We start from the raw sequence: 25,113 nt of genomic DNA on the forward strand, positions 1-25,113 counted from the left end.
GTCATCCCTTGCCCAATTTCAGAGCTTTCTGGTAAATCGGTCGGCGCGGCAGGTCGTACATTTCCGAGACAAGATCCGCTGCATCCCGAACCGAGTGATTTTCCAAAGCTCGTTTCAAAGCTTCTTCTAAGTCGGATTCGTTAACACTTTGCGAATGACTGCGGTCCACCAGCAGGACGATCTCGCCTTTGACGGTCTTGTCCCGATACTCCTCTGCCAATTCGGACAGGCTGCCGCGGCGGACCTCTTCAAACTTTTTCGTCAGCTCTCGACAAAGCGCAGCCTGCCGTTCAGGCCCCAGGCACTCAGCCAGGTCCGACAGACAGGCGGCAACGCGTTTTGGAGATTCGTAGAACACCAATGTGCCGGGGATGTCCTTCAACGCCTCGATACGGGTACGGCGTGCTTTGGATGCGTTGGGAAGGAAGCCTGCAAAAAAGAAGGCGTCGGTGGGAAGCCCCGCCAACGTCAGGGCCGTTACAACAGCTGATGCGCCGGGGGCGCAGGTCACGGTATACCCGGCTTCCGCGGCCTGCTTGCCCAGATCAAAGCCCGGATCTGCAATCAGCGGCATTCCCGCTTCGGACGCGTAGGCCACCGATTGCCCTTGCGCCAGCGCCTCCATGATCTTGCCGCGCGCGCCTGCGCCGCTGTGGTCGTGATAGGCTTGGATTCGCCGACCTTCCAGCGGGATGCCATGTATTTCCATCAAGCGACGTAAACTGCGGGTGTCTTCTGCCGCAATCACATCGGCTGAGGCCAAAACATCCAGGGCTCTGAGCGTAATGTCGCGTGCAGTTCCAATCGGAGTGGCAACAAAATACAGGCCCGCAGCCAACTTGATCTTTTGGAAATTCAAAGCTGGACCCTCACAGCGTGACGTTTATTATCGCGGCTCAACAGAACAGAAGCATTCGCAGCCGTCGGATCAGGGAGTTTTCATTTAGATGTTTACCGTTTGCAAGCCCGTAAGCAAGCTGGCGAAAGTCGCCGCTGCCCTGACGACCGCAGCGTTTCTTGCTGCCTGTGAACCGAGTGGTCTTGGCGGAGGTCCATCGATCAATACCTCGAAACCGGTTCCTGTCGCCTTGCTGGTTCCCAGAGGATCTGCGCAATCTGGTGATGCAGCGCTGGCGCAAAGCCTTGAGAATGCCGCGCGTCTTGCGATGTCGGATTTGCCGAATGTCCAGATCGACTTACGCGTTTATGACACGGCCGGAAACCCGAACACGGCGACGGCCGTTGCACAGCAGGCTGTCGCGGACGGGGCAAAAATCATCATTGGTCCGGTATATGCCCAGGCAGCAAATGCTGCCGGGTTGGCGGTGCTGAGCAAGAACGTCAACGTTCTTTCGTTTTCAAACAACACCAGCATTGCAGGCGGCAACGTCTTTGTATTGGGCCCGACCTTTGACAACACGGCCAACCGGCTAGTGAATTATGCGGGCAGTCAGGGCAAGGTCAACACGGTGGTCGTGCACAGCAACGACGCCGCAGGACAACTGGGCCGGTCCGCAATCGCCAATGCCATAGCGAACAGTCGGGTCAACAATGCAGGGACCGTCGCATACGACCGGTCGCAACAGGGCGTCATCAATGCGGTTCCCACGATCAAGGCCACCGTCGATTCGACGGGCGCGGATTCGATCTTTCTGACGGCGACCACGGCGGGGGCATTGCCACTGTTCTCGCAATTGCTGCCAGAGGCCGGTGTTTCTCCGGCAACCACGCAATTCATTGGCCTGACACGTTGGGATATCCCTCCGCAAACTCTGGAGCTTCCAGGGGTTCAGGGGGGGTGGTTTGCGTTGCCTGACCCGTCCAAGGCACAAGCCTACCGTCAGCGTTACAACGCAACCTACGGCGAAGCACCGCACCCGATCAGTGGCTTGGCCTATGACGGCATCGCTGCAATTGGTGCCTTGGTCAGCCAGGGCAAATCTGACGCCCTGACCGCTTCGGCCCTGACACAGAACGCCGGTTTCCAGGGTGTTGGCGGAATCTTCCGCCTACGCCCGGACGGCACCAACGAACGCGGTCTGGCCGTTGCCACGATCCAGAACAAACAGGTGGTTGTGATTGACCCTGCCCCACAAAGCTTCTCTGGTGCCGGTTTCTGATCTGACAGGCGCGATCAACGTGCCCGAAAGCGCGTTGATCTGCCCCGCCGGGGACATCTTCGACAGCACTGCCGTCAATGATGCGCTGGCTCAGGCCTTTGAGGTCTGTCCGGACAACACCAAAATGCGGTCCGAGACGGTGCGCATTCTGCGCGAGGCTCAAAAGGCCGGCCGCGCGGCCATTGCTGAGGCATTTGGCGAACGTCCTTTCGACGCGCGCGCACTCACGCGCTCATATACATATCTGACGGATCAACTGGTTGGGACGGCGATGCTGGTCTCAAGCACACGCCTGCATCCGCTTGCAACGCCCACCCAAGGTGAAAAGATCGCCGTTCTGGCTGTTGGCGGTTACGGGCGCGGGGAAATGGCGCCGTTTTCCGACGTCGATCTGCTGTTTCTCACCCCCTACAAGATCACCGCATGGGCCGAGAGCGTCATCGAGTCGATGCTTTATATCCTGTGGGATTTGCGGCTGAAGGTCGGGCATTCATCACGCACGATCAAGGATTGTCTGCGGCTGGGTACCGAGGATTTCACGATCCGCACAGCGATGTTGGAGCAACGCTATCTGGCCGGTGACAAGGCGCTGGCGGACGGGTTGGACCGACGGCTGAAAGACGAACTGTTCAAGGGAACCGAACGCGAGTTCATTGAAGCCAAATTGCACGAACGTGATGAACGCCACCACAAACAAGGCGAACGTTACATGGTCGAACCCAACGTGAAAGAAGGCAAAGGCGGCTTGCGCGATTTGCAATCCCTCTACTGGATCGCGAAATATATCTATGGCGTTCAGGACGTGGCCGAACTGGTGCCTTTGGGCTTGTTCACCCCCGAAGAGTTCAAAACCTTTGTTCAGGCCGAAGAATTCCTTTGGGCTGTGCGCTCGCACCTGCATCTGGTCACCGGTCGCGCGACCGAGCAGCTTACCTTTGACATGCAGGTCGAGGTCGCCGCACGCATGGGGTACGAGGACCGTGCCGGGCGTCGCGCGGTCGAAGTGTTCATGCAGCGGTATTTCCGCGAAGCCACCCGCGTGGGTGAGTTGACGCGCATCTTCCTGACCAAACTCGAATCGCTGCATATGAAAGGTGCGCCGTTGCTGGAGCGCATTTTCCGCAGACGTCGACGGGTCAAGGCAGGTTACAAGGTGGTTCACGGCCGTCTGGATCTGGTGGAACCTGAAAAATTTCTATCCGACAAAGTGAACCTGCTGCGCCTGTTCGAAGAAGGTTTGCGGACAGGTATGCTGATCCATCCCGATGCTATGCGGCTGGTCAGCGCGAACCTGCATCTGATCGATGACGAGATGCGCTGCGACAAGGAAGCCCAGCGCATTTTCCTGGATCTGATGTTGAAACACGGCAACCCGGAACGCGCATTGCGAAGGATGAACGAGCTGGGCGTGCTGTCCGCTTTCCTGCCCGAGTTCGAGCATATCGTGGCGATGATGCAGTTCAATATGTATCACAGCTATACGGTGGACGAGCATACGATCCAATGCATCGTCAATCTTGCCCAGATCGAACGCGGAGAGCTGGTCGAATCCCTGCCTCTGGCGTCATCGATTCTGAAAGGCGGGGTGAACCGAAAGGTGCTGTATGTCGCGCTTCTTCTTCATGACATTGCGAAAGGCCGCCCCGAAGATCACTCGATTCTAGGGGCACAGATCGCGCGCAAGGTGGCGCCTCGGCTCGGTCTGAACAAATCGGACTCCGAAACCGTCGAATGGCTGGTGCGCTATCACTTGCTGATGTCCGATATGGCACAAAAACGCGATATCTCTGACCCTCGGACGGTGCGCGATTTTGCCAAGGCCGTTCAGACAACCAAGCGGCTTGATCTGCTGACGGTTCTGACGGTTTGTGACATTCGCGGTGTTGGCCCGACCACCTGGAACAACTGGAAGGCCACCTTGCTGCGCGCCCTGCATGCTGAAACAAAGCGTGCACTGGAGACCGGTATGGAAGACCTGAACCGGGCAAACCGGGGGGCCGAAGCCAAAACAGCGCTGCGCCGTGCTTTGGACAACTGGTCCAAAGCTGACCTCAAGGTCGAGACCGGGCGCCACTACGCCCCTTATTGGCAGGGCCTGAACCTTGCGACGCATATCGAATTTGCCGAGATGCTGCACACACTGGAACAAAGCGGCGATCCCGGCGCGATGGAAATTCGCCTGCAACCTGATGAAGACCGGGATGCGACGCGGGCCTGTTTTGCGATGGGCGATCACCCCGGTATTTTTGCCCGCATCGCCGGGGCACTGGCCCTGGTCGGCGCGAATGTCGTCGATGCCCGAAGCTATACCACCAAAGACGGTTACGTGACGGACGCATTCTGGATTCAGGATGCCGATGGGCACCCGTTCGAGGCATCACGCCTTCCACGCCTGACGCAGATGATTCACAAGACCTTGCGCGGTGAAGTCGTCGCCAAGGAAGCGCTGAAGTCGCGTGACAAAATCAAGAAACGCGAACGCGCTTTCAACGTGCCAACGCACATCACATTCGATAACGAGGGCTCTGAAATCTACACGATCATCGAGGTGGACACACGGGACCGCCCAGGCCTGCTGTTTGATCTGACCCGGACCCTGGCCGCGGCGAACGTGTATATCGCCAATGCCGTGATCGCGACCTATGGCGAACAGGTGGTCGATACGTTCTACGTCAAGGACATGTTTGGCTTGAAATATTACTCGGAAAGCAAGCAGCGCGGGCTTGAGGCCAAGCTGCGCACGGCAATCACCGAAGGCGCCGAGCGTGCGGCCTCATGAAGCAAATACGCTTGTTCTCGGGCCTGTTCACGGTCGGCTTCTGGACGCTCGCCAGCCGAATTCTGGGGTTTTTGCGAGAGATACTGCTGACGGCCTATATCGGACCGGGCCCAGTGATGGATGCCTTTGTTGCAGCCTTTCGCCTGCCCAACATGTTCCGCCGCTTTTTCGCCGAGGGGGCATTTAACGCGGCCTTTGTGCCGATGTTTTCCAAACGGCTGGAAGCAGACGAAGACCCTCAGGGTTTTGCGCAGGACGCGTTCAATCTTTTGGCCGTGGCTGTTCTTGCGCTGGTCGGGCTGGCCATGGTTTTCATGCCCGGTCTGGTGTGGCTGACCGCCGAAGGGTTTTATGGCGATGAACGGTTCGATCTGGCGGTGGACTATGGATATGTTGTATTTCCATATATCCTGTTCATGTCTCTGGCTGCCTTGTTTTCAGGTGTTCTGAATGCAACCGGGCGGTTCGCAGCGGCGGCAGCCGCACCTGTTCTGCTGAACATTTTCGCCTGCACCGCCCTGATCGCAGGTGCCATGTCCGGCGGCGAGGTGATCCGGTGGTTGATCTCAGTCATTCCGGTCGCCGGTGTCGCGCAACTGGCGTTGGTCTGGGTTGCAACCGAACGCGCCAACATCCGCATTCGCCCCAGCCTGCCGCGTCTGACGCCCGAAATGCGGCGGATGGTACGTATCGCGGTCCCGGCCGCGCTGGCGATGGGGGTCACACAGGTCAATCTGGTTGTCGGGCAATTGGTTGCATCGAAAACCGAAAAAGCCGTCAGCTGGTTGTTTGCCGCAGACAGGCTCTACCAGTTGCCTTTGGGGGTGGTAGGCATTGCTGTCGGCATAGTCTTGTTGCCGGACCTGTCCCGCCGCTTGCGCGCGGATGACAAAGAAGGCGCACGCAATGCCTTTTCCCGGGCCGGTGAGTTCACATTGCTGCTGACGCTGCCTTCGACTGTGGCCTTCGTGGTTATGCCAACCCCCCTCGTGTCGGTGCTGTTCGAACGCGGCCAGTTCGGCCCCGAGGACACGGCCGCCACGGCCCTTGCGGTTGCCATCTACGGGGTCGGGCTTCCGGCCTTCATGTTGCAAAAATTGCTGCAACCACTGTTTTTTTCGCGCGAGGATACACGTTCCCCGTTTCACTACGCGATTGTTGCGATGATCGTGAACGCAGCTCTGGCGTTTGGTCTGTTTCCACTGGTGGGCTGGATCGCGCCGGCAATTGCCGCATCGACTGCCGGGTGGGCGATGGTCGTTCTGCTGGCACTTGGCGCACGACGAATGGGTGAAGAGGCGCGCTTCGATGTCCGGTTCAGAAAGCGCGCAGGCCGGATTGTGGCCGCTTCGCTTGGGATGGGCGCGATCTTATACGCAGCGCTTTACCTGTTCGGGTGGGCTTTGGATGTTCCCGGCTGGCGCTATCTGGCACTGCTGGTCCTGATCATGGTCGCTGCCGTCTCATATTTCCTTCTGGGCCATATCTTCGGCGCCTTCAAGCTGTCGGAGTTCAAGCAAGCCCTGCGCCGGTCGTGATCAATCCCGGCGAATGCGTCCGACGATCCGTGACCACGCGCCCGGTGCAACAAGAAAAGACAAGCCAAAACCGGTGGCAAACCCACCCAGATCAGCAACCCATTCCCAGTTGCCACCAAAGATCAGGCCGAAAAGAAATTGTATGCCCATAAGGACGGCAATCAATTGAAATGCCCGTGCTTGGTTTGCACCTACAAGTGACAGTTTGCGCCACAACAACCACGTAAATGCGCCAATCAGACCATACACCGGCGGGAACCCTCCAATCAGCGGATAGCGTGGGTCCAGTAACACAGCGTAGGCTAATGCGCCGCCAATGCCCGACATGACAAAAATCAGCAGCATCGGGAAACCGCCAAACACTTCGCCAACCATTTTGCCCATCGCCAGTACGAAAACACAGACGAAAATTGCCTGCGTGAAATTGGCGGATACAAAGGGATAGGTCACGAAGCGGATGACATGCTCGAATGGCCAGCGCCCATTCAGAACCATCCAGTCGAAAATATCCGCAGAGAACGCGTATTGCTGGATCGCATCCAGCCGCCAGCCCATCGCTGCTGGCCCTCCGACCAGCCCGCGTGATCCCAGCGTGAAGGCAATTTCTATCCCGATGATGAACAGAACCAGTGCCACCACAGCAGGTGGCAGAGGGTTCAAAGGCGGCGTGTAATGTTCACTGCTCATTGGGCTGGCCTTTCGCGGCTGTTGACGTCCCTTTGCCTCATGGGTAAGCGACGGGGGCTGATTTTTCCAGACAGGAGTTCCCTTTGATGACTGAGTCCCAATTCACGCCGCGCGTGTTTTCCGGTGCGCAGCCTTCAGGCAATCTGCACCTCGGCAACTATCTCGGGGCGCTTCGGAACTGGGTGAGAATGCAGAGCGAGGAATTTGAGACTATCTATTGCATGGTCGATCTGCACGCGATCACCGTCTGGCAAGACCCAACCGAGTTGCAGCATGCAACGCGGGAGCTTTGTGCCGGTTACATCGCTTCCGGTCTAAACCCGGAAAAATCAATCTTGTTCAACCAAAGTCAGGTGCCGGAACATGCGCAACTGGCCTGGATATTCAACTGTGTCGCGCGCATGGGTTGGATGCAGCGCATGACCCAGTGGAAGGACAAGGCGGGCAAAAACCAGCAGAACGCTTCGCTTGGCCTGTTTGCCTACCCTGCTCTGATGGCAGCCGATATTCTGATCTATCACGCAACCCATGTGCCAGTTGGAGAGGACCAGAAACAGCATCTGGAGTTGACCCGCGACATCGCCATAAAATTCAACAACGATTTTGGCGTCGATTTCTTTCCCATCACCGAGCCGGTGATCGAAGGGTCAGCCACAAGGGTCATGAGCTTGCGGGATGGGTCCAAGAAGATGTCAAAGTCCGATCCCTCGGACATGAGCCGGATCAACCTGACCGACGATGCAGATGCGATCGCAAAGAAAATCCGCAAGGCCAAGACCGACCCTGACGCTTTGCCGTCGGATGTCGAAGGTCTGGAGGGCCGTCCCGAAGCGCGTAATCTGGTCAATATCTACGCAGCACTCAGCGATCAGAGCATCGCGCAGGTTCTGGCCGAAGTTGGGGGCAAGCAGTTCGGTGATTTCAAACCTATGCTGGCGGATCTGGCAGTCGCCAAGCTGGCCCCAATCTCGACTGAGATGTCACGCCTTATGGGAGAACAGGCCGAGATTGACCGGATTCTGGCTCATGGAGCCGAGCGCGCGCGCCAAATCGCCGCTCCGATCCTGCAAAAGACCTATGAAATCGTCGGTATGGTCGGATCGACATCACGCTGAATGCACTGGACCTTCGCCTGACGCCCACCTAGGGTCTGCCTGAACCAGAGGAGGGCGTCATGGCAACCGGCAAAAACATCCGGACCTACTTTCAGGGCCAATGGCATGACGGGGATACTCCCATCATGCGCGCAGCGGATCACGGGGCGTGGCTGGGGTCTTCGGTCTTTGACGGCGCCCGCTATTTCGACGGGTTAGCCCCTGATCTGCACGCCCATTGCGCGCGGGTGAACCGGTCCGCCGAAGCCCTGATGCTGACACCGACCATGACAACTGAACAGATGGTCGAATTGGTGCAGGAAGGGTTGCACGCCTACAGCCCTGACACGGCTGTCTACATCCGCCCGATGTATTGGGGCATTGACGGCGACAGCACGGCAATCGTTCCGCAGGAAAACAGCACAGGGTTTGCCATCTGTCTCGAAGAAATCCCGATGGCACCTGAAACGGCTTCGGCCACGCTGGCAACCACGCGATTCCGTCGCCCGGTACTGGAATCAGCAGTGGTCAACGCCAAGGCCGGGTGCCTTTACCCAAACAATGCTCGCATGTTGCAAGAGGCGCGCTCCAAAGGATTCTCAAACGCTCTGGTCGCTGACGCGATCGGCAATGTGGCTGAAACGGCAACAGCAAACATCTTCATGGTCAAGGATGGCGAGGTCTTTACCCCGATCCCAAACGGCACATTTTTGGCAGGGATCACGCGGGCGCGACATATCAAGAATCTGCGCGAGGATGGTGTTAAAGTCCATGAAACGGTCTTGGGTTTTGAGGATTTTCACCAGGCGGACGAGGTTTTCATGTCCGGCAATATGAGCAAGATCACACCAGTAACTGCGCTGGAAGACACACAGTTTCAGGTCGGTCCAATTGCCCGCCGTGCCCGCGCACTTTACTGGGACTGGGCTGCAAGCGAACGCTAGTACATCGACATGAACGTGTCCGAGTTGCCAGCACGCAAACGCTCGGGCATGATCCCTTAAAATTGAAGAGGACACCCATGCGTAAGTTCTTAGTTGTTCTGGATGACAGCCGTGAATGCCTGAACGCAATGCGGTTCGCCGCGATGCGTGCCGCGCATACAGGCGGCGGTGTGACGATCTTGTCGGTTATTCCACCGGACGAGTTCAATCACTGGATCGGTGTTGCCGAAACCATGCGCGAAGAAGCCCGGGAACGCATCCATGCCCATTTCGAAGTCTTCGCCAAATGGATGCGCGACAAACAGAATGTAGAACCTGAATTGGCCATTCGCGAAGGTGATCCGGTGCCGCAGATCATCGAACATGTATTGTCTGACCCTGAAATCGGCGTTCTTGTTCTTGGGGCGGGAACTGACAAAAAAGGCCCCGGCCCGCTGGTGACCCAGCTCACTAAGAACTCTGGCAGCCTGCCGATCCCGATCACGATTGTTCCCGGTGATCTGAGCAAGGAAAAGCTGGAAGAAATCACCTGAGGATCGAACATGGCGAAGATGTTGCAGTTCTGGTTCGACTTCGCCTCGACCTATTCCTATCTCAGCGCGATGCGGATCGAACAGGCCGCGCAGGACAAAGGTGTCTCGGTCGATTGGCAGCCTTTTCTGTTGGGTCCGATTTTCGCGGATCAGGGATGGCGCACGTCGCCGTTCAACCTGTATCCGGCCAAAGGGCGCTATATGTGGCGCGACATGGAACGTCTTTGCAGCGCACGAGGGCTGCCGTTGGTTCGGCCTGACCCGTTCCCGCAAAACTCTCTCACAGCAGCGCGCCTGGCTCTGGCCCTTGAGCATGGCGAAGAACGGGCTGCCTTTGCAAAGGCTGTTTTCAGCGCTGAATTCGGGGACGGGAAGAACATCTCTGACGAAGGCGTGATTGAGGATTGCCTGAAGATGGCAGGTCTGCCTGCGGCAGTGATGAATCGCGCAAAAGATCCGAGCCTCAAGGCTGCTCTGTTCGAGCAATCTGCGCGCGCAAAAGCACTTGGCCTGTTTGGTGCGCCGAGTTTTGTGGCGGGGACAGAGCTGTTTTGGGGAGATGACCGGCTGGATGACGCGATTGACTATACGACTACGTTTTAGAATCGTTCCAAATATTGACTTCTCCGCCCCCTGAGCGCATATCAGAAACACCTCAGACGGAGCTGCCTCATGTTCATCCAGACCGAATCCACCCCAAACCCGGCCACGTTGAAATTTCTGCCCGGCCAAACGGTGCTTGAGGCTGGAACCGCAGACTTCCCGACAGCCGAGGCTGGTGACAAATCCCCACTGGCCAAACGAATCTTTGCGGTAAACGGCGTGACCGGTGTGTTCTTTGGAAACGATTTTGTCACTGTGACCAAATCCGACGACGTTCAGTGGGATCACATCAAACCTGCAATTCTTGGCGCAGTGATGGAGCATTATCAATCCGGCCAGCCCGTCATGGGTGCCGACGCGGCGGCGGCCTCGGGTCATGCCGAACATACCGGAGAAGATGCAGAAATCGTCAATCAGATCAAAGACCTGCTGGACAGCCGCGTGCGCCCGGCCGTGGCACAGGATGGTGGCGACATCACCTTTCATGGCTTTGATCGCGGCGTGGTCTATCTGCACATGCAAGGTGCCTGCGCGGGGTGCCCGTCATCGACACTGACACTGAAGATGGGTATCGAAAACCTGCTGCGCCACTATATCCCCGAAGTGACCGAGGTTCGCCCAGTTGCCGTCTGACCCGACGATCCTGGCATTTGATACATCGGCCGCGCATTGCGCGGCCGCTTTGTTGCGTGGCGGTGTGATCGCTGTATCCCGCGTCGAAGGCATGGCACGCGGTCAAGCCGAACGATTGATGCCCTTGCTGCAAGAAGTGCTGACCGAGGCTGGTTGCGTTTGGGCTGACTTGGATGCCATCGGTGTTGGGATTGGGCCCGGCAATTTCACAGGCATTCGTATTTCGGTCTCTGCCGCCCGGGGCCTAGCCTTGGGCCTTGGCGTCCCGGCGGTGGGCGTTTCTGGATTCGATGCTCTGATTGAACTAGCAGAAGCGGGGCAACTTCCAGCCATCCCTGCGCCGCGCGAACAGGTATATGTACAGCTTCCCGGAACCGGCCCATGCCTTTTGCCTTTGGACGAGGCCGAAAAGCATGGGCCATTGTATGTCTGCCCCGACCCCGCATTGCAGATACAAGCCGTTGCCAGACTTGCTGCAAAACGATGGCACAGCGTCAGTGCGCCTCCGGCCCCGCTATATGTCAGACCTGCGGACGCGGCCCCATCCCGAGATGTGCCGCCTGTGTTACTGGACCAATGACGCCTTACGAGATGGCAGCGACACATGCAGCGGCGTTCACCCAGTCACGCCCATGGACTGCCGATGAATTCGCCAGCCTTATGGAAAACCGGTTCACTGATTACGTTGGGGATGCCCGCTGCTTTGCCCTTTTTCAGGTGATCCCGGGTGAGGCAGAGTTACTGACGATCGCGACTCACCCCGCGTTTCAAAGACAAGGTCTCGGGTTTCAGACCATGCGCATCTGGCACGACCGGGCAGTCACTTTGCAGGCAAACCGCGCATTTCTGGACGTGGCTGCCGACAATGTTGCAGCAATCGCGCTGTACGGGCGATGCGGGTATCGCCAGTGCGGTCGGCGCAAAGGTTATTATTCTAGAAAAACAGGCCCAAATATCGATGCTCTTGTGATGGAACGCGCACTGCCTTAACGGCAACCAAAGATTTTTTAGACCATTTGGTCAGAAATCAATTGACCATGACGGTTGCAAACGTCCTTAATTCCCGCCATCACAACACTTATGCTCGCTAAAAGTGGGTAAACGGGGCTAATCTGACCTCGTGCCAACAAAAAAAATGGGAGACTTAAATGACCCTGATGAAATCCTTGATGGGTGCTGCCGCTGCTGTCGCTCTGACCGCAGGTGCAGCTTTCGCCGAACCGGCGCTGATCTTTGACCTGGGCGGCAAGTTCGACAAATCTTTCAACGAAGCTGCCTATAATGGCGCGCAGCGTTGGGCCAATGAGACCGGCGGCAAGTATCGCGAGATCGAGATCCAGTCGGAAGCACAGCGCGAACAGGCTCTGCGCCGTTTCGCAGAATCAGGTGCCAACCCGATCATCACCATGGGCTTTGGTATGGCTGATCCGTTGTCGGCTGTTGCAGGCGACTATCCTGAAACCAAATTCGTGGCTGTCGACGTGAACTGGCTGGACATCCCCAACATCCGCCAGATCGGCTTTGCCGAGCATGAAGGGTCGTACCTGGTTGGCATGATGGCCGCGATGGCATCAAAATCCGGCACCGTTGGCTTTATCGGCGGTATGGACATTCCGCTGATCCGCCACTTTGGCTGCGGATACGCACAAGGCGCCAAAGCGGTGAACCCGGACATCAATGTTGTCGCCAACATGACCGGCACCACCCCTGCGGCGTGGAACGATCCTGTAAAAGGTTCCGAACTTACAAAAGCACAGATCAGCCAGGGTGCTGACGTGATCTATGCCGCGGCTGGTGGTACAGGTGTAGGCGTTCTGCAAACGGCAGCCGACGAAGGCATTCTGTCGATCGGCGTGGACAGCAACCAGAACCACCTGCATCCGGGCAAGGTCCTGACGTCGATGCTGAAACGTGTCGACGTCGCGGTGTATGACGCGATGAAAGCAGGTGACGCCGTAGAAACCGGCGTGTTCACCATGGGACTGGCCGAAGAAGGTGTAGGCGTCGCCATGGACGATAACAACAAAGAGCTTGTCTCAGTTCGCATGAACGATGCGGTGGAAGAAGCCCGCAAAGCCATCATCAACGGCGATATCACCGTTGTCAGCTATTACGAGAACGACAGCTGCCCCGCACTGCAGTTCTGATATCGCGCGGGGCGGAAGGAACCCTTCCGCCCTGACATCCACTCTGCCATCCGTGCCACCTGCCGGATGGGCTTTTCGGCAGTTGAGGGTAAGACATGACCGTCCCCGCCATTGAGCTCAAAGGGATTTCCAAATCCTTTGGGCCGGTTCAGGCCAACAAAGACATCTCAATCAGCGTCGCCCCCGGTACGATCCATGGGATTATCGGTGAAAACGGTGCGGGCAAATCCACGCTGATGAGCATCCTCTACGGCTTTTACAAAGCCGACAAAGGTGAAATTTGGATCAACGGGACAAAGACCGAAATCCCTGACAGCCAGGCGGCTATCGCCTCGGGCATCGGGATGGTGTTTCAGCATTTCAAGCTGGTGGAGAATTTCACGGTTCTGGAAAACATCGTTCTGGGTGCTGAAGATGGCGGCCTTCTGGCTCCGTCTCTGGCCAAGGCGCGTAAAGAGCTGAAAGAATTGGAAGAAGAATACGAACTGTTCGTTGACCCCGACAAACGCATTGATGAGATCGGTGTGGGGATGCAGCAGCGCGTCGAGATTTTGAAGGCTTTGTATCGCAAGGCCGAGATTCTGATTCTGGATGAACCGACTGGTGTTTTGACCCCGGCTGAGGCTGACCAGCTGTTCCGTATCCTGGATCGTCTGCGGGCCGAAGGGAAAACGATCATCGTGATCACCCACAAGTTGCGCGAAATCATGGAAAACACCGATACCGTTTCGGTCATGCGCCGTGGGCAGATGACAGCTACGGTGAAAACTTCGGACACCAGCCCTGAAGAACTGGCCGAACTGATGGTAGGCCGCAAGGTTTTGCTGCAGGTCGACAAGGTGCCTGCGACGCCGGGCAAACCCATCCTTGAGATCGAAAAGCTGAGCGTTTTCGATTCCGCCGGTGTTGAACGGGTCAAAGGTATCGACCTGACCGTGCGTGCCGGTGAGATCGTCGGCATTGCCGGTGTGGCGGGCAATGGACAGTCGGAATTGCTGGAGGTTCTGGGCGGGATGCGTCCGGGACAAGGCTCGATCAAGCTGAACGGCGAACCGCTGGCACTAAGCGGTGCCGGATCAGACGGTCAGGCGCGTCGTGCACAGCGCATCGCGCATGTGCCCGAAGACCGTCAGCGCGAAGGTTTGATTATGGATTTCCACGCGTGGGAAAACGTGGCCTTCGGCTATCACCGTGACCCGGCCTATAAGCACGGCATCTTTATGGACAACGCCGCTCTGCGCGCTGACACCGAAGCCAAGATCGAGAAATTTGATGTCCGGCCACCAGACCCTTGGCTTGCCGCCAAAAGCTTTTCGGGTGGGAACCAACAGAAAATCGTCGTTGCCCGCGAAATCGAGCGAAACCCTGACCTGCTGCTGGTCGGCCAGCCGACACGCGGCGTTGATATCGGCGCAATCGAATTCATTCACAAGCAGATCGTGGCCCTGCGCGACCAAGGCAAGGCGATCCTGCTGGTTTCGGTCGAGTTGGAAGAGATCTTCTCGCTGTCCGACCGGATCGCAGTGATGTTTGACGGGCATATCATGGGTGAACGCCTGCCCAATGAAACAGATGAAAAAGAACTTGGCCTGCTGATGGCCGGTGTTGCAGGAGAGGCCGCGTAGGATGGAAAAAATGCCTAAATGGGCCGATGTCGTTCTGATCCCGCTGATCAGTCTGATGCTGGCCGCTATCCTGTCGGCGCTGGTCATTCTCGCCATCGGAGAAAACCCCGTCGAAGCTGTAAAGCTGATGGTCTCGGGCGCGCTGGGGTCAACCTATGGGTGGGGCTACACGCTCTATTACGCGACAAATTTCATGTTTACCGGTCTTGCGGTCGCCGTCGCATTCCACGCCCGCTTGTTCAACATCGGTGGCGAAGGTCAGGCGATGCTGGGCGGTCTTGGTGTGGCCATGGTTTGCCTTTACGTCGACTGGCCGCATTGGAGCGTTGCATTGCTGGCAGCCTGCGCGGCATCAATGCTGTTCGGCGCGCTTTGGGCCGCTATCCCGGCCTATCTTCAGGCCAAGCGCGGCAGCCATATCGTGATCACCACGATCATGTTCAATTTCATCGCCGCTGCCTTTCTGAACTACATGCTGGTCAACGTCATGCGCCCGCAAGGGTCGCAGGACCCGGCAACCGCACGGTTCCCCGAGTCCGTCCATCTGCCAACGTTCCAGTCAATGTTCTCGACCGCAGAGAACACGGTGTTCCGGGGGGCTCCGGTAAACATTACGTTCTTCATCGCTTTGCTGGCCTGTGTCGTCGTCTGGGCGCTGATCTGGCGGACCCGGCTGGGCTATGAAATCCGTGCGTACGGCCACTCTGAAACCGGCGCGGTCTATGCTGGCATCTCGCCTGTTCGCATTACCATTGTTGCGATGCTGATCTCGGGTGCGCTGGCAGGTTTGATGGCCATCAACAACGTCATGGGCGAGGCGGAGCGCCTAGTCCTGAACTCGACAGAAGGCGCTGGGTTCATCGGGATTGCCGTGGCCCTTATGGGGCGCTCACACCCGTTCGGGGTATTGCTGGCCGCGCTTTTGTTCGGGTTCCTATATCAGGGCGGTGCGGAACTGGCGCTGTGGGCATCGATCCCGCGTGAACTGATCGTGGTCATTCAGGCGCTGGTGATCCTGTTCACTGGGGCGCTGGACAACATGGTGCGGATGCCGCTTGAGAAACTGTTCCTTGGTATGCGGAAGAGGGCAGAATAATGGACTTCTTTGTAACCCTCATCCAGGTTCTGGATTCGACCATCCGCCTGTCCACGCCGCTTTTGCTGGCCTGTTTGGCAGGTCTGTACTCGGAACGGGCAGGTATTTTCGACATCGGGTTGGAAGGCAAAATGCTGATGTCAGCCTTCTTTTCCGCGGCCGTCGCCGCCGCAACCGGATCGGTTTGGCTCGGCTTGTTGGCCGGTATTGCTGCCTCGTTGATATTGTCCGGGCTGCACGGGATGGCTTCGATCACCTTCAGAGGGAACCAGCTCATCTCGGGCGTGGCCATCAATTTCCTTGCCGCTGGCTTGACTGTTCTTGTCGCGCAAAGTTGGTTCCAGCAGGGGGGGCGTACACCATCCCTGTTCGGCGGTGGGCGCTTTGAATCCGCGGAGTTTCCTTATGCAATCGGGCCTGAGGATGCGGAACTCACTGGTCGCTCTGTCTCGGACCTGATGTCGGATGCGAACGTTGTCCATATTGTTTACTCTGAGTTGCTGTCCGGGCATTCGATCCTGGTCTATGTCGCGTTCTTAATGGTTCCAGCAACCTGGTGGATATTGTACCGTACACGATTTGGCCTTCGCCTGCGTGCCGTGGGCGAAAACCCCGCCGCGGTAGACACTGCGGGCGTTTCGGTAGTCGGGTTACGCTATGCTGCGGTTGCAATTTGTGGCGTCCTCTGTGGTATTGCGGGCGCTTATCTGGCCACGGCTTTGCAGGCCGGATTCGTCAAGGACATGACAGCTGGTCGCGGCTTTATTGCCCTAGCTGCGCTGATCTTTGCCAAATGGCGCCCGTGGCACGCCATGTGGGCCTGTTTACTGTTTGGTCTGCTTCAGGCCGTAGCGCTTCGGTTCCAGAACATTGACCTGGGTGGCGTAGTAATTCCGGTCCAGGTGATGGATGCCCTGCCCTACATCCTGACAGTGGTTATTCTGGCTGGGTTTGTTGGCAAAGCCATTCCCCCTCAGGCAGGCGGAGATCCCTACATCAAAGAGCGCTGATAAGGCCAGTTCCGAATGGAGTTTCGGTCCTGTTCGCTGCAAGGCGGCATGCAGAGTTGATTTTGCATGCCGCAACCGTTCTAAGAGGGTATGCACGTATACCTTCCCATAGCCGAAGTTTCTGTTAACCCATTCCTGCTGTTGGGCATCGGTGGGGTCGTCGGTATTTTATCTGGCATGTTCGGGGTCGGCGGAGGATTCCTTATCACTCCGCTGCTGTTCATTATCGGCATACCTCCGGCGGTTGCCGTTGCCACGTCAGCCAACCAGGTTGTCGCTTCTTCCATTTCGGGATTGCTGGCGCATCTCAGGCGCAAGACCGTGGACCTGAAAATGGGAAGTGTTCTGCTGACCGGAGGGTTGTTTGGCGCGACCCTGGGTATGGTGGCTTTCAATTTTCTCAAGCATCTCGGACAGGTCGATCTGGCTGTACAGATTTGCTATGTCGTATTTCTGGGGGCTATCGGAACCCTGATGTTCATTGAAAGCCTTGCCGCCATCCGAAAAGCCAGCAAGTCCGGTACTCAACCTGCCCCCAAGCGACGCCAGCGCACATGGGTTCACTCACTGCCCTTCAAGATGCGGTTTAGGGCATCAAGCCTGTACATCTCGGTCATACCGCCTGCACTGGTTGGGTTTGGTGTTGGCATTCTGTCGGCGATCATGGGTGTCGGCGGCGGGTTCATCATGGTACCCGCGATGATCTATGTTCTTGGCATCCCGACAAAAGTGGTTATCGGAACATCCCTGTTCCAGATCATTTTCGTCGCCGGTTTTACAACCATGATACATGCGTCGGCAAATTTCAGCGTCGACCTTGTCCTTGCTCTGTTCCTTTTGCTTGGTGGCGTTCTGGGCGCACAACTGGGGACGCAGATCGGTGCGCGTTTGAAAGCCGAACAGCTGCGCATTCTATTGGCGCTGCTGGTCATGAGCGTTGCCGGAAAGATCGGATTTGACCTTCTGTTGCCGCCAACGGAAATCTTTTCTCTGGCAGAACCGGGAGGGGTATGATGTTGATTGATCCGCGCCACGCGACAATTACCGCTCTTGAACTCGAGTGTGATAGAAGGCAAGCCAAGACCCAGCGCAAAGTGACGGTATCATGCATATTTACCTGCCCATAGCCGAAGTCTCGGTAAATGCATTTCTACTCCTTGGTCTGGGTGGAATGGTTGGAATTCTGTCGGGGATGTTCGGGGTCGGCGGCGGGTTCCTCATGACGCCGCTGCTGTTCTTCATTGGCATACCACCGGCCGTCGCCGTTGCGACCGAGGCCAATCAGATTGTTGCATCGTCCTTTTCCGGGGTGCTGGCCCATTTTCGACGAAAGACCGTTGACCTCAAGATGGGTACGGTATTGTTAACAGGCGGTCTGATCGGGGCTGCGTTGGGTGTTGTTGTCTTTAACTACCTAAAAAGCCTGGGCCAGGTCGACCTTCTGGTAACCCTTTGTTACGTGGTCTTCCTTGGGATCATTGGCAGCCTGATGTTCATCGAAAGCCTGAGGGCGCTGCGTAAAGCCAAGAAAGGCGGGGCAGCGCCAGCTAAGCGCCGCCAACGTGGCTGGGTTCATTCAATGCCCTTCAAGATGCGCTTTCGCACGTCAGGCCTTTATATTTCGGTCATTCCACCGGCTGTGGTTGGTCTAAGCGTCGGGGTCTTGTCCGCGATCATGGGTGTCGGTGGCGGTTTCATCATGGTCCCGGCAATGATCTATCTGCTGGGAATGCCTACCAAAGTCGTTGTCGGTACATCGTTGTTTCAGATCATCTTTGTAACTGCATTTACAACAATGCTGCACGCGACCACCAACTACACTGTGGACATCGTCCTGGCGGTTTTACTGCTGGTCGGAGGCGTCGTTGGCGCCCAGATCGGAACCGTGATCGGTTCGCGCATGCCGGCTGAACAGCTGCGCGTTCTGTTGGCCGCGCTGGTTCTGGTCGTCTGCGGCAAGCTGGCCCTTGATCTGCTTCTTGAACCATCCGAGCTTTATTCGCTTGGCAACAGCGGGGGGCATTAAGAATGCTGCGCTATGTCTTTGCCGCTTTGTGCCTGTTCAGCCTGCCCGCCGCAGCCGATGAAGAGCAGGTCGTCCTGGGCCTTAGCCAGGATCGTGTTGCGATCACTGCCGACTTTGACGGGTCCGAGATCCTCATTTTCGGGGCCATCAAACGGGAAACACCCATTCCCCCAGGCCCACCGGTCGCAGTTATCGTCGCGGTCGCTGGCCCGTCCGAGCCCGTCACGGTTCGCCGCAAGGAACGAAAGTTGGGGATTTGGGTAAACACCGATAGCGTGCTGGTCGACCTGGCACCAAGTTTCTACGCAGTTGCCACCAGCGAACCGTTGGATCAAATACTGACCGATACCGAAGACCTGCGTCACCGCATTTCGATTGAACGCGCGATCCGGTCTGTCGGAGCGGCGATGCACATCCGTGGTGCTCAGGATTTTGCAGATGCCGTAATCCGGATCCGTGAATCCGAACAGTTGTATTCCATCCGCGAGAACACAGTGGCCGTGGACGAACAAACCTTGTTCCGGACGTCAATCGACATGCCCGCGGACCTGACCGAAGGGGATTATTCCGCCCGGATCTTCCTGACCCGCGGAGGAGAGGTTGTATCGCAATACGAAACCACAATCGATGTTCGCAAAGTCGGGTTAGAGCGGTTTCTGTACAATATGTCCCGTCAGCAACCCGTTTGGTACGGGCTGATGTCATTGGTTATCGCAATTGCAGCAGGTTGGGGCGCGTCGACAGCGTTCCGTCTGTTGCGGGAAAACTGACACTCACCCCCTGCCGATATAGGGCATGGTCGTGGCCATGACCGTCATGAACTGCACATTTGCTTCGGGTGGCAGGGTGGCCATATGCAGAACAGACCGCGCGGCATCCTCGACCGCCATGGTTGGGTCCGGCGTCTGGCCTGCCGCCTGCGCCGCATCCACCAGATCCTGAACCATCTGCGTGCACGCGTTGCCGATGTCGATCTGACCACATGCAATTCCAAATGATCGCCCATCCAGTGAAAGGCTGCGCGTCAGCCCGGTAACGGCATGTTTGGTCGCTGAATAGTGTACAGAATTCGGGCGCGGAACATGCGCTGCAATCGAGCCGTTATTGATGATCCGCCCGCCCTGCGGGCTTTGATGACGCATGATCCCAAAGGCCTCGCGCGCGCATAGAAACATACCGTTCAGGTTCACGTTGACGGTTTGATACCAATCGTCCAGAGCGATCTCGTCGATCGTGCCGCCCGGCGCAAAGATCCCGGCGTTGTTGAACAGAACATCAAGTCGCCCTGCCCGCTCCGTAAAGGCGTGGAACGCCTGTTTGACTGCGTCCGGGTCGGTTACATCTGCGGGCAATGCTATGGCCGCCGGGTATTCCTGCGCGAGGGCATTCAGCTTGTCCGCGCTGCGCGCCAGCAGCCCGACCGTCCAGCCCTGTACCAGAAAAAGCTCGGCGGTGGCCCGACCGATGCCAGAGCTTGCACCAGTTACGATTATGGAACCCATGTCTCTTCTGTCTCCAGTGTGAGTGAAACTGCGGGGATCGCGCGCAAATCATCTATCTGCAACGGGTGGGTGGGTTTTGACAATCGATTGCGAACCACCCAGATCAAACGCTCTTGTGCGCGGGTGATCGCAACATAAGCCAAACGCTTCCACAAAGGTTGCCCGGCCTCGGAACGGCCCATACGGGCGGCGGCGTAAATGTCGGGGGCAAACACCTGAACCGTGTCCCACTGTGATCCTTGCGCCTTGTGTATCGTCACAGCAGCCCCGTGCAAAAACGTTGCCCCCATGCGAGCGGCAAAAGGAATGAACGGCTCTTCCTCATCCGGTTTTTCGATCTGGACAATCGACGCAGCGCTGACCTGAGGGTCTTCGGCCCCCATCACATGCAAGCGCGAAAACCCAGGCTTACGACCGGGGCCAAGATAGACAACCTGGGCCCCTTTGATCAGGCCGCGCGCCTCAAGATCCAACCGCTTCTTGCGGTGCTTCAACGGCAACTCGATCCCATCGCAGATCAGCGGCTCACCTTCCAAAAGCTCGGTATCCGGCGCGCCGTGAACTTGCCTGAACGCCTGTATTAAACGAATGCGCGTGGCGTTGCGCCAGACCAGAACCGGGCTGCGCGCCATCAGATCAACTTCGACCCGCTGCCCCCAAACAACCCTGTCGTCCCGCCGGGCGGTTTCTTCGACCAGACGCTCAAATTCTTCAAATCCCATCGACGGATCGGCAAGAGCGTGCGCCAGATCCAGGATCGGGTTATCCGCGTCCTGCCGATGCACCCGCTGAAGCGTCAGCTTTCGCGGTTCGGGCAAGGCTTCAAACACCATGCTGCCGGACTGATTGACTGGAGCCAGCTGTGCGGGATCACCGAACAGTAGAAGGGTCGGGAAAATCTCTTTCAGGTCCTCGAACTGACGATCATCCAGCATCGATGCCTCATCGACAAACCCGATATCCAGCGGTTCCTCACGTCGTTTCCAACCGGTTATGAAATCTGAACCGCGCAATCCGGCTGCGGCCAGCGCACCGGGGATCGATTTGTTGTTACGATAAAACGCAGCAGCACGGTCCAAAGCTTCGTCTGTCAGACCTTCGATCTCGGGGCGCTCATCATTTCCGGCCAGCCACTCGGCGATACGCTCGTATTCCGGGTCATAGACCGGCGTATAAAGGATGCGGTGAATCGTGGTCGCAGGCACGCCGCGCAATCGCAGAACGCTTGCAGCCTTGTTCGTCGGGGCCAGGATGGCAAGGCTGCGCTTGTCTTTCGATTTGCGGCTTTCGTAATCGCCGGACACGACCTGAACACCGGTCTCAGCCAGCGCCTTATATAGTTCTGCCAGCAGCAACGTTTTGCCGGACCCGGCCTTGCCGATGACAGCCATCACGCCAGACTTCCTTGCCCCCGGTAATTTCAGAAGGGCATCGTCCTCGAGGTCGACACCGGCTAAGCGCAGCATCTCGGCGATGCTGTCGTACGCGGTGGCCTGATCGTCTGAGAAGGTCACATTGGGCAAAGGCATGGCGCGACCCTACAGGGCCGCGCCAACCATCACCAGATGCGGAATTGCGTTTTCCGGCCCTTAGGCAGACAAGGCAAATCGGTGCAGTTTGGATCGCCCGAAAGCCGCCCTGAACCACATGCGCGAAAGCTCACGCGGAATGCCTGCCCGTTCAGCCACGCGGTTGCAATCATCCGCTGAATAGGGCCACAACCCAACCGAGATCTGGTCACGCCCTTTGCCTTGGGTTCCAAGAACCTCGGGGGACGACCCGATCAGACGATAGATCCGGATCATACGGGCATCAAAAACACCGGCAATATGCGTCAGGCCAAAGCCTTCCATCATCTCGCCCCCGCTTAGCATTATGGCCCCGGCAGTGTGCGGGCTGGCTGTGCGGGACAGGCAGAACCGGGTCACCTCCCAGATCAGCGGGCTGCAAATCGGCTTGCCACTGTTGAGATGCCCAAACACCTCATTGATCATTACCCGGCCGGTTGTCGGCAATACCCGCATCGACCCGCCATGGCTGCCATCCGGTTCTTCCCAGATGACATATAGCGGGTTGAGGTCATCGTACTCATCCCGCTCTTCTCCTTTTTTGTTGACATGGACGTCCCACCCCAACCGGGTTTTGAACTGATCTGCGCGATCCTTGAACATCCCCTCAGCCAGAGTCGGAAATCTGTGTAACTCATCGGCATATAGATAACGCAACATGACTTTTCCCCTTGTCGTCCTGTGCAGGAACGAAGGGGGTACAGAGTCGTGGTTAATATTGCGTTTTGAGTACGCTCTGCCCTTAAACCACTATTAATCCCCGGCTGAGTGCCGTTGCGATTGCGTGGGTCGTGTTAAGGGCTCCGAGTTTCGATCGGGCGCTTTCAATGTAAACGCGTAGCGTATGTTCGGAAATCGACAGGGAATGCGCCACCTGAGCACGGCTGTAACCCAGTGCCAAAAGGGTAATAGCGTCGATTTCACGGGGCGACAGGCCTCGCGTGGCATCCGGTTGCCTGTCCTTTTCAAACTCCAGCGCTTTGCGGTTGATGTAGTGCGCGACAAGAATCAACTCGCGCCCGTAGGTCGAGATGAAGGTCTGCCAGGTTTGATCGTCGCAACTATGATTAACGGTAAAAAGAGCGAACTGGCCGTTTGGACCTCGAATCGGAATTGAGTATCCCTGATTGCCGACCCCATGGTCGTGGGCATCCTGAAGGAATGATTTGGCCACCTTGCTGGACCAGTCCAGCGACTTCCAGTCAACCGGGTGAAATCGCTGGAAACACCCCAGAATTACAGGATCGATCCGATGATAGTTTTTTTCCCTGTATCGTTCGTCCCAGGCGTCTGAGTATGTCGTATACCCGTATTGGTCCCCTGCGCCGTCAACCCAGTGATATGTCAGATGTGCAACCTTCAAAGTGTCTCGCAGACACTCGGCGACGATGCTGAGCTCTTCAAGCGTGCTGGTGTTTTCCAAATCCTGCAGGATTTGACCCAAATCGGTTTTCGTTCCCATCCGCGGGCGCCCGTGCCTCGTTCTTCAGGGACGCGATCTCGGCCGCGGCAATCAGCCTTGTATCATCAAGCTGTTCTGCAAGCGCGCTCAACCCATTCGCAACGGCGAAAGCGTTGAGGTCCGATAGTACGTCCAATATCCACTCATTTTGCGCCATCAGGGTCTCTCTGAAACAGTTAACGAAGCGTTAACACAACCATAACATGTATGAACTTTTTCGACCTATTCACCGGTTTCTACTCCCCAAAAATAGCGGGGGTAAAAATCGCAAGCATCTGAAAGCATGAAACAGGCCTGCAAACAGCAAACCACCCGCGAACTGACAGTGCGATTCGCGGGTGGTTTTTGTCTAAGGTCCTGAACTTTATCAGCCTGCGTCCAAAACTTCCTCGAGGGTGCGCAATCCGGTACGCGGTGCCTGAACAAGCACAGACATGTTGCCCGGCTTGTGTTCATTTCGCAGCATTTTCATATGTGCTTCCGGAAGGTCGTTCCAGGCAAACACCTCGGACATACAGGGATCCAGGCGGCGCTCGACCATCAGCTTGTTCGCCGCTGCCGCCTGTTTCAGATGGGCAAAATGCGAACCCTGCAGGCGTTTCTGGTGCATCCACATGTAACGCACGTCGAATGTGCAGTTGAACCCGGACGTCCCCGCACAAATCACAACCATGCCGCCTTTTTTCACCACGAAGGTCGAAACCGGAAAGGTGCTTTCGCCCGGATGCTCGAACACCATGTCGACATTGTTGCCCTTGCCGGTGATGTCCCAGATTGCCTTGCCGAACTTGCGGGCCTCTTTGAACCATTCGGCGTATTCGGGCGTATTGACCGTGGGCAGTTGACCCCAGCAATTAAAATCGCGGCGGTTCAAGACCCCCTTTGCGCCCAGACCCATGACGAAATCACGCTTGCTTTCGTCCGAGATCACCCCGATCGCGTTTGCCCCGGCTGTGTTGATCAACTGGATTGCATAAGATCCCAGACCGCCCGAGGCACCCCAGACCAGAACGTTCTGACCCGGTTTCAGGTCGTGCGGTTCGTGACCAAACAGCATACGATATGCCGTCGCGAGTGTGAGCGTGTAACACGCCGCTTCTTCCCAGGTCAGGTGCTTGGGGCGCGGCATCAACTGTTGAGCCTGAACGCGCGTGAACTGGCTGAATGAACCATCAGGCGTTTCATAACCCCAGATCCGCTGACTGGTCGAATACATCGGGTCGCCGCCGTTGCATTCCTCGTCGTCGCCATCGTCCTGATTGCAGTGAATGACAACTTCATCGCCAACCTTCCACCGCTTGACCTTGTCGCCAACGGCCCAAACGATGCCCGATGCATCAGAGCCAGCGATATGGTACGGCGCCTTGTGGCCATCAAAGGGGCTAATCGGCTGGCCCAGAGCAGCCCAGACACCATTATAGTTGACGCCTGCCGCCATCACCAGAACAAGCACCTCATTGCTGTCAAGCGTGGGTACATCGACCACTTCCTGCTGCATCGCAGTATTTGGCTCGCCGTGGCGTTCCTTTCGGATGGCCCAAGCGTACATTTGTTTCGGGACATATCCCATCGGAGGGATCTCACCCATTTCATAGAGGTCTTTTTCGGGTGCCTCATACGACGCGATACCGGTTTCGGTGTCCAAAGCCATGCTGGCCTCCTTTTTCAATACTTTTGCCGCGACGCAGAATCGCGTGCTTTATCAGATGAAATATTGGCCGCTGCGAAATATTGCAACCTGTTTCG

General features: G+C 57.1%; 24 protein-coding genes. 17 read left to right on the plus strand and 7 right to left on the minus strand.

What is annotated here, in order from left to right; translation table 11 throughout:
* Nucleotide 1: 1 nt before the first annotated feature.
* Complete coding sequence (gene rsmI, locus I9188_RS11080) at nt 2-859, minus strand: 16S rRNA (cytidine(1402)-2'-O)-methyltransferase (protein WP_209506444.1); 858 nt, start codon at nt 857-859, stop codon at nt 2-4.
* Between the two features lie 88 nt (nt 860-947).
* Between rsmI and I9188_RS11085 the strand changes: the two genes are divergently transcribed.
* The 3 genes from I9188_RS11085 to murJ are packed head-to-tail and all read left to right on the plus strand — an operon-like array spanning nt 948 to nt 6,437.
* On the plus strand, nt 948-2,120 hold the full coding sequence (locus I9188_RS11085) for a penicillin-binding protein activator (protein ID WP_209506445.1): 1,173 nt from the start codon (nt 948-950) through the stop codon (nt 2,118-2,120).
* Nucleotides 2,080-4,899, plus strand: coding sequence for a [protein-PII] uridylyltransferase (locus tag I9188_RS11090; RefSeq protein ID WP_209506447.1), 2,820 nt, complete (start codon nt 2,080-2,082; stop codon nt 4,897-4,899). The genes I9188_RS11085 and I9188_RS11090 overlap by 41 nt, the downstream gene beginning before the upstream one ends.
* Nucleotides 4,896-6,437 (plus strand): murein biosynthesis integral membrane protein MurJ, encoded by a 1,542-nt coding sequence (gene murJ, locus I9188_RS11095; RefSeq protein WP_209506449.1) that lies wholly within the window; start codon nt 4,896-4,898, stop codon nt 6,435-6,437. Before I9188_RS11090 ends, murJ begins: the two co-directional genes overlap by 4 nt.
* Here the strand turns inward: murJ and I9188_RS11100 are convergent, their stop codons facing one another.
* A complete protein-coding gene (locus I9188_RS11100) occupies nt 6,438-7,124 on the minus strand; it encodes a rhomboid family intramembrane serine protease (RefSeq protein WP_209506451.1) in 687 nt (228 codons plus the stop codon). It lies immediately after the preceding gene.
* A gap of 86 nt (nt 7,125-7,210) precedes the next feature.
* On the opposite strand from I9188_RS11100, the gene trpS reads away from it, so the two are divergent.
* The 14 genes from trpS (at nt 7,211) to I9188_RS11170 (ending at nt 19,605) form a co-directional block, all read left to right on the plus strand.
* Complete coding sequence (gene trpS / locus I9188_RS11105; protein ID WP_209506453.1) at nt 7,211-8,239, plus strand: tryptophan--tRNA ligase; 1,029 nt, start codon at nt 7,211-7,213, stop codon at nt 8,237-8,239.
* A 59-nt stretch (nt 8,240-8,298) separates the two neighbouring features.
* The gene (locus I9188_RS11110; RefSeq protein ID WP_209506455.1) at nt 8,299-9,162 is read left to right on the plus strand and encodes a branched-chain amino acid aminotransferase; all 864 of its coding nucleotides are present in this window, start codon (nt 8,299-8,301) and stop codon (nt 9,160-9,162) included.
* Nucleotides 9,163-9,239: 77 nt separating this feature from the next.
* Entirely contained in the window at nt 9,240-9,695 is a 456-nt protein-coding gene (locus tag I9188_RS11115; RefSeq protein ID WP_209506457.1) for a universal stress protein, read from the plus strand.
* Between the two features lie 9 nt (nt 9,696-9,704).
* Entirely contained in the window at nt 9,705-10,298 is a 594-nt protein-coding gene (locus tag I9188_RS11120) for a 2-hydroxychromene-2-carboxylate isomerase (protein WP_209506459.1), read from the plus strand.
* A 69-nt stretch (nt 10,299-10,367) separates the two neighbouring features.
* Nucleotides 10,368-10,931: a NifU family protein gene (locus tag I9188_RS11125; RefSeq protein ID WP_209506461.1), complete on the plus strand. Its 564-nt coding sequence runs from the start codon at nt 10,368-10,370 to the stop codon at nt 10,929-10,931.
* Entirely contained in the window at nt 10,921-11,511 is a 591-nt protein-coding gene (gene tsaB / locus I9188_RS11130) for a tRNA (adenosine(37)-N6)-threonylcarbamoyltransferase complex dimerization subunit type 1 TsaB (RefSeq protein ID WP_209506463.1), read from the plus strand. The genes I9188_RS11125 and tsaB overlap by 11 nt, the downstream gene beginning before the upstream one ends.
* Entirely contained in the window at nt 11,508-11,921 is a 414-nt protein-coding gene (locus I9188_RS11135; RefSeq protein WP_209506465.1) for a GNAT family N-acetyltransferase, read from the plus strand. The genes tsaB and I9188_RS11135 overlap by 4 nt, the downstream gene beginning before the upstream one ends.
* Nucleotides 11,922-12,079: 158 nt before the next feature.
* Nucleotides 12,080-13,078, plus strand: a complete 999-nt coding sequence (locus tag I9188_RS11140; protein ID WP_209506467.1) for a BMP family ABC transporter substrate-binding protein — start codon at nt 12,080-12,082, stop codon at nt 13,076-13,078.
* A 95-nt stretch (nt 13,079-13,173) separates the two neighbouring features.
* Nucleotides 13,174-14,703 carry an ABC transporter ATP-binding protein gene (locus I9188_RS11145; protein WP_209506470.1) on the plus strand — a complete coding sequence of 510 codons (1,530 nt, stop codon included), beginning with the start codon at nt 13,174-13,176 and terminating at the stop codon, nt 14,701-14,703.
* Between the two features lies 1 nt (nt 14,704).
* Complete coding sequence (locus I9188_RS11150; RefSeq protein WP_209506472.1) at nt 14,705-15,799, plus strand: ABC transporter permease; 1,095 nt, start codon at nt 14,705-14,707, stop codon at nt 15,797-15,799.
* Complete coding sequence (locus I9188_RS11155; RefSeq protein ID WP_209506474.1) at nt 15,799-16,809, plus strand: ABC transporter permease; 1,011 nt, start codon at nt 15,799-15,801, stop codon at nt 16,807-16,809. The genes I9188_RS11150 and I9188_RS11155 overlap by 1 nt, the downstream gene beginning before the upstream one ends.
* Before the next feature lie 90 nt (nt 16,810-16,899).
* The gene (locus I9188_RS11160; protein ID WP_209506476.1) at nt 16,900-17,823 is read left to right on the plus strand and encodes a sulfite exporter TauE/SafE family protein; all 924 of its coding nucleotides are present in this window, start codon (nt 16,900-16,902) and stop codon (nt 17,821-17,823) included.
* A gap of 91 nt (nt 17,824-17,914) precedes the next feature.
* Nucleotides 17,915-18,835, plus strand: coding sequence for a sulfite exporter TauE/SafE family protein (locus I9188_RS11165; protein WP_209506479.1), 921 nt, complete (start codon nt 17,915-17,917; stop codon nt 18,833-18,835).
* Nucleotides 18,836-18,837: 2 nt separating this feature from the next.
* Nucleotides 18,838-19,605 (plus strand): TIGR02186 family protein, encoded by a 768-nt coding sequence (locus tag I9188_RS11170; protein ID WP_209506481.1) that lies wholly within the window; start codon nt 18,838-18,840, stop codon nt 19,603-19,605.
* Between the two features lie 3 nt (nt 19,606-19,608).
* Here the strand turns inward: I9188_RS11170 and I9188_RS11175 are convergent, their stop codons facing one another.
* The 5 genes from I9188_RS11175 to ccrA form a co-directional block, all read right to left on the minus strand.
* Nucleotides 19,609-20,337 (minus strand): SDR family oxidoreductase, encoded by a 729-nt coding sequence (locus tag I9188_RS11175; RefSeq protein WP_209506483.1) that lies wholly within the window; start codon nt 20,335-20,337, stop codon nt 19,609-19,611.
* On the minus strand, nt 20,325-21,866 hold the full coding sequence (locus I9188_RS11180) for an AAA family ATPase (protein WP_209506485.1): 1,542 nt from the start codon (nt 21,864-21,866) through the stop codon (nt 20,325-20,327). The genes I9188_RS11175 and I9188_RS11180 overlap by 13 nt, the downstream gene beginning before the upstream one ends.
* 60 nt (nt 21,867-21,926) lie before the next feature.
* A complete protein-coding gene (locus I9188_RS11185; protein ID WP_209506487.1) occupies nt 21,927-22,565 on the minus strand; it encodes an acyl-homoserine-lactone synthase in 639 nt (212 codons plus the stop codon).
* Between the two features lie 82 nt (nt 22,566-22,647).
* Nucleotides 22,648-23,367, minus strand: coding sequence for a LuxR family transcriptional regulator (locus tag I9188_RS11190; RefSeq protein WP_209506490.1), 720 nt, complete (start codon nt 23,365-23,367; stop codon nt 22,648-22,650).
* 367 nt (nt 23,368-23,734) lie between these two features.
* Nucleotides 23,735-25,018: a crotonyl-CoA carboxylase/reductase gene (gene ccrA, locus I9188_RS11195; RefSeq protein ID WP_209506493.1), complete on the minus strand. Its 1,284-nt coding sequence runs from the start codon at nt 25,016-25,018 to the stop codon at nt 23,735-23,737.
* Nucleotides 25,019-25,113: the final 95 nt, after the last annotated feature.

The organism is Ruegeria sp. HKCCSA071 (genome assembly GCF_017872555.1).
GTDB lineage: Bacteria > Pseudomonadota > Alphaproteobacteria > Rhodobacterales > Rhodobacteraceae > Ruegeria.

What these genes read in the sequence shown, in the direction of transcription:
- I9188_RS11160 (WP_209506476.1), top strand. Translation starts at nt 16,900, where the DNA reads ATGCACGTATACCTTCCCATAGCCGAAGTTTCTGTTAACCCATTCCTG.
- trpS (WP_209506453.1), top strand. Translation starts at nt 7,211, where the DNA reads ATGACTGAGTCCCAATTCACGCCGCGCGTGTTTTCCGGTGCGCAGCCT.
- I9188_RS11085 (WP_209506445.1), top strand. Translation starts at nt 948, where the DNA reads ATGTTTACCGTTTGCAAGCCCGTAAGCAAGCTGGCGAAAGTCGCCGCT.
- I9188_RS11180 (WP_209506485.1), bottom strand. Translation starts at nt 21,866, where the DNA reads ATGCCTTTGCCCAATGTGACCTTCTCAGACGATCAGGCCACCGCGTAC.
- ccrA (WP_209506493.1), bottom strand. Translation starts at nt 25,018, where the DNA reads ATGGCTTTGGACACCGAAACCGGTATCGCGTCGTATGAGGCACCCGAA.
- I9188_RS11120 (WP_209506459.1), top strand. Translation starts at nt 9,705, where the DNA reads ATGGCGAAGATGTTGCAGTTCTGGTTCGACTTCGCCTCGACCTATTCC.
- I9188_RS11100 (WP_209506451.1), bottom strand. Translation starts at nt 7,124, where the DNA reads ATGAGCAGTGAACATTACACGCCGCCTTTGAACCCTCTGCCACCTGCT.
- I9188_RS11135 (WP_209506465.1), top strand. Translation starts at nt 11,508, where the DNA reads ATGACGCCTTACGAGATGGCAGCGACACATGCAGCGGCGTTCACCCAG.
- I9188_RS11150 (WP_209506472.1), top strand. Translation starts at nt 14,705, where the DNA reads ATGGAAAAAATGCCTAAATGGGCCGATGTCGTTCTGATCCCGCTGATC.
- murJ (WP_209506449.1), top strand. Translation starts at nt 4,896, where the DNA reads ATGAAGCAAATACGCTTGTTCTCGGGCCTGTTCACGGTCGGCTTCTGG.
- I9188_RS11165 (WP_209506479.1), top strand. Translation starts at nt 17,915, where the DNA reads ATGCATATTTACCTGCCCATAGCCGAAGTCTCGGTAAATGCATTTCTA.
- I9188_RS11185 (WP_209506487.1), bottom strand. Translation starts at nt 22,565, where the DNA reads ATGTTGCGTTATCTATATGCCGATGAGTTACACAGATTTCCGACTCTG.
- I9188_RS11170 (WP_209506481.1), top strand. Translation starts at nt 18,838, where the DNA reads ATGCTGCGCTATGTCTTTGCCGCTTTGTGCCTGTTCAGCCTGCCCGCC.
- I9188_RS11115 (WP_209506457.1), top strand. Translation starts at nt 9,240, where the DNA reads ATGCGTAAGTTCTTAGTTGTTCTGGATGACAGCCGTGAATGCCTGAAC.
- I9188_RS11190 (WP_209506490.1), bottom strand. Translation starts at nt 23,367, where the DNA reads ATGGGAACGAAAACCGATTTGGGTCAAATCCTGCAGGATTTGGAAAAC.
- I9188_RS11125 (WP_209506461.1), top strand. Translation starts at nt 10,368, where the DNA reads ATGTTCATCCAGACCGAATCCACCCCAAACCCGGCCACGTTGAAATTT.
- I9188_RS11155 (WP_209506474.1), top strand. Translation starts at nt 15,799, where the DNA reads ATGGACTTCTTTGTAACCCTCATCCAGGTTCTGGATTCGACCATCCGC.
- I9188_RS11110 (WP_209506455.1), top strand. Translation starts at nt 8,299, where the DNA reads ATGGCAACCGGCAAAAACATCCGGACCTACTTTCAGGGCCAATGGCAT.
- I9188_RS11140 (WP_209506467.1), top strand. Translation starts at nt 12,080, where the DNA reads ATGACCCTGATGAAATCCTTGATGGGTGCTGCCGCTGCTGTCGCTCTG.
- I9188_RS11175 (WP_209506483.1), bottom strand. Translation starts at nt 20,337, where the DNA reads ATGGGTTCCATAATCGTAACTGGTGCAAGCTCTGGCATCGGTCGGGCC.
- I9188_RS11145 (WP_209506470.1), top strand. Translation starts at nt 13,174, where the DNA reads ATGACCGTCCCCGCCATTGAGCTCAAAGGGATTTCCAAATCCTTTGGG.